We start from the raw sequence: 3733 nt of genomic DNA, 5'->3' as shown, positions 1-3733 counted from the left end.
ATCCTGTTTCCTTGAATTTTGATGTGCTGTGGTACTGCGAAGTATTCGTTAATACCTTTCCTTTTGAATCTTGGATGATCTGCATTCTTATGGAAGAAGTTCTTGAATGCATTATCAAGAAAGCGTAGAGACATCTGAAGTGATTGGGCGTTGATCTCGTACAGCCATGGATATTCCCTCTTGAGTTCGATGAGCATGTTATTTGTGTCAAAATAGTTCAGAGAAGATTTCTTAGCATCCCTATGCGTTATATAGTATTCATCCCTCTTTTTTAGAAAGTAATTGTACACGAATCTACAGCTGCCAAAGTGCTTCTCCAATAATATTTTCTGTCTTTCATTTGGATACAGCTTCACTTTGGTGGCTGTTATCACTATCTATAAGTATGGTAAATTGTTTATAAATATTTCCATTGAGGGAAGTCCGTGTATCTCCTCCCTAAAGGTCGGAGTTTTACTGCTTCCCTCAAACTCCTAACCTTCCTATAATTTTTTCACGTTATTGCTTAGGGCCGGTGAAAGTATCCATCCTTATCGTTTTGTTTCTCATAATGTATATTATTGCCAGAGAAACTATGATCAGCAGTGGTATTATTGCGTAAACAAGTGATAAAGGATAGGAAAGACCTATAAGTGAATAATATATGGCTATACCTATAATGCCACTTGCTATTGTTGGGGCAGCAATATGCACCAGCGGTTTAAGCTGTCTGAGTTTGTACATGAAAAATGGTAGGCTTTCATTTATAATTATGTGATACAACAGCGTGAATGTTGATCCGACTATGGCATTTATGACTAAGAGATAATACATCCCGTAATTTTCTCCATAGTAATGAACAAGCGGAATCAAACCGAAGCCGATGCCTATGATTGCTATCACAAAAACAGTTATTACGGCAATGTATGGACTGCCATATTTATCGTGAACCTTTGCAAACACTGGAGGCAGAATTCCGTCCCTGGCGAGTGAAAACAGATCTCTGGCAGCGCTATTACCGAAGATCACCGTGGATATCAATGCCGAGATCAGAAATACAAAGAATGCAGCAAGTGTTACGTCCATGCCATAATAGCTCTTTGTCACGAATAGACCAGGCGCGAAGAATTTGAGAGCATCATTGAGATGCGGGCCGGCCCCAGCAACGTTGGCATATATAACGAACGTGTCATAGGCGATCATTATTATCAGTGATGTGATTATGGCCTTCTTTATACTGGTAGAGGGCATTTTTGCCTCTTCAGCTAGAACGACTATCGATCCATATCCGGAAAAAGCAACAAACCCTCCCACGATCATGCCCAGAAAGAATCCATGCAGGCCGTCATTTGAGTTCATTACATTGAAATACTGCATTCCATTATATGGCGATTTCACTATGATGGCGATGGAAAGTGCAAGATAAAAAGCAAGATCAATGAGCCCAACCGTCACCGCTATCTTCTGACTGTAATTGAGAGACAGATATCCAACAACTAGATATATGACTGGTGTGATGAATGAGATGACTATGACATAGATGAAGGGGAGCGAATAGCCGATCATGGTTTCCAGACCAATCCATGTAAACCAACCGAGAAGTATGCTTGATCCTATTATGCTGCTCAACACGACGAACAGATAGTAGAATCCAACACTCTTGCTGAAGTATTTGTTGTTGAAAGTTGCTTCGACAAATTTGTAATATCCTCCAGCACTGCTGATATGCCCACTGTATACGTATACCGCTATAACCGCAAGGAAGAGCGTTAAGCCTCCAATGAGAAAGGTTAGAGGCGCAGTTTTTCCGGCATAATCCATAGCCGATGCGCCGGTAAAGGCAAATGGCCCGGCCGGAGAGATGACCATAATAGCATAAAAGACGAGTCCCCAGAAGGTTATCATATCTTTTCTTAATGCGTCTGCCACCTGTTGAAATTATTTTTTTAAAGATTAAAATATCGTGAAATTGATGATCAGGGCAAGAAAATGCTTTGCATGATTATGGAGATCATGGCTCTATATGTTTAAAATTGTAAGTCGGTTAAATTGAGCACTATCTATTCGTCACCATTTTCTGTTCAACGAAAATTCGATGTTATGGATATCAGATTTTGCTTTAATTTCCAACCTGATCTGGGCTTCAGGGATGTAAGGTGAATCAAAGATATTTTTCCAAGCCCGAGGGCTGATCAATGAATTCTGGCTTCATTCCTTACAATTGGTGCTTCATGGCTTAAATTATCTATAGCCAAACATGCAGAGCAGATATCATTCTCAGTAGGAGCGCCGCACACCTTGCATCTATGCAGTTCCTTGACATCGTCGCCTCCTTTTTGTGATCTTGCCTTATCGAAGAACTTGAGCATTGAGAATTTTGTACTTGGATTGTACTCCGATAGCCTATTGATAACATCGCGAAATATGTTTCTCTGTGCTCGTGAATAATAGGGACACCAGCTGCTGTCGAAGGGTATACTGTTTGCAACCGCGTAAAGCACAACCTCCTTTTCGAGTATGGATCTCAGTGGAGCTATCCGTCTCACAAGTCCGTCTTTCATCTCAGTCTGAGGTGACATCCTCATGAATCTTTCATAATCTCCCTTGGCCACATTCATAAGTATGGACTGGCTGTAATCGTCAAGGTTGAGTCCCAATGCTACGTAATCAGCATTCTGCCTCTCCGCCATTTCGTTTATTAATTTTCTCCTAAGCGGCCCGCAATACGAACACGGAATTCTCGACTGATCCGCGCTTACTATCGAATCAAGCGTCATTCCAAACGATTCTTGAAATGCTATCACATGGTGCTCTACTCCTAGCATTTTCGCAAGTTTTGATGCACTCTCAAGGCCAGCTGGTCTGTAACCATTTATGCCTTCATCAACGGTGAATGCAGTCAATTTGACGTTCCTCCTACCTGACAGGATCTTATGGAGCAAATAGAGTGTAACGGAGGAATCCTTACCTCCTGATATAGCCACTGATATCCTGACCGTTGGTTTTTTGAGATCGATCTGTTTTCTTATCTCCCTCTTTACTCTCTTCTCGATCATTTCATTAAAATGCTGTCTGCATAGGTAAAGACCATTGTATTTGGCAAAGTAGATCGCCTCAGCCTGGCATTTTGAGCACTTCATATTTCTATATATATTTCTAATTGATATTTATGGATGATGTTCGTGGTTTTACCAGCATTGAAGATAGAATCTTACAGAAAAATGAACAGAAAATATCCGACATTCCTGGAGAAGGGCAATTGCTAAAAGGTTTATCAGGGACATTCTCGTTATGGGATTAATTAAGGTAGGGAGCAGCACTCTAGAATACAAGCCTGTGGATGTAACGATATGGGGCTTGTACTGAATCTATTTATGGAAAGAGGTCTCTTGGCTGAAAGGAAGTTCGAAGCTAAGCTGAGGGGTGAGCTACTCCTCAGCTAAAGCATCGGAGCTTCCCTTCATCGAAGAGACATCTGCCTTTCCGGACATCCGTACAAGCCCGATGTAGCGATCTCCACAGGCGTGTATTCGGATCGCACCGATCCTACTTTTATAAGTCCAATCTTCCTTATATTTTTTGATGCGTTGTGATCCCTGTCTATAGTTAATCCGCATACATCACAACGATATATGCGATCTGATAACTTCAGATCATGCTTTATGTTACCGCATGATGAACATATCTTAGATGATGGATCGAACCTTCCTATCTCTATTATATTCTTTCCATATTTTTCTGCTTTCCATTCCAG

The 3733-nt window shown here is 41.1% G+C and carries 4 protein-coding genes; all 4 read right to left on the bottom strand.

Features of this window, described 5'->3' with window-relative positions; translation table 11 throughout:
- On the bottom strand, positions 1 to 374 hold a 374-nt coding region (locus DMB44_RS06690; protein WP_153280184.1), incomplete at its 3' end, for a helix-turn-helix domain-containing protein.
- A gap of 124 nt (positions 375 to 498) precedes the next feature.
- Positions 499 to 1908 (bottom strand): APC family permease, encoded by a 1410-nt coding sequence (locus DMB44_RS06685; protein WP_237265340.1) that lies wholly within the window; start codon positions 1906 to 1908, stop codon positions 499 to 501.
- A gap of 263 nt (positions 1909 to 2171) precedes the next feature.
- Positions 2172 to 3119, bottom strand: a complete 948-nt coding sequence (locus DMB44_RS06680; RefSeq protein ID WP_110642085.1) for a TIGR00269 family protein — start codon at positions 3117 to 3119, stop codon at positions 2172 to 2174.
- Positions 3120 to 3439: 320 nt separating this feature from the next.
- A partial coding sequence (locus DMB44_RS06675) for a zinc ribbon domain-containing protein (protein ID WP_153280183.1) occupies positions 3440 to 3733 on the bottom strand: 294 nt, incomplete at its 5' end.

The sequence above is a fragment of the Thermoplasma sp. Kam2015 genome (assembly GCF_003205235.1).
Taxonomy (GTDB): domain Archaea; phylum Thermoplasmatota; class Thermoplasmata; order Thermoplasmatales; family Thermoplasmataceae; genus Thermoplasma.
The sequence above is the reverse complement of the archived record's forward strand: the minus strand, read 5'-3'. Positions and strand labels throughout refer to the sequence as shown.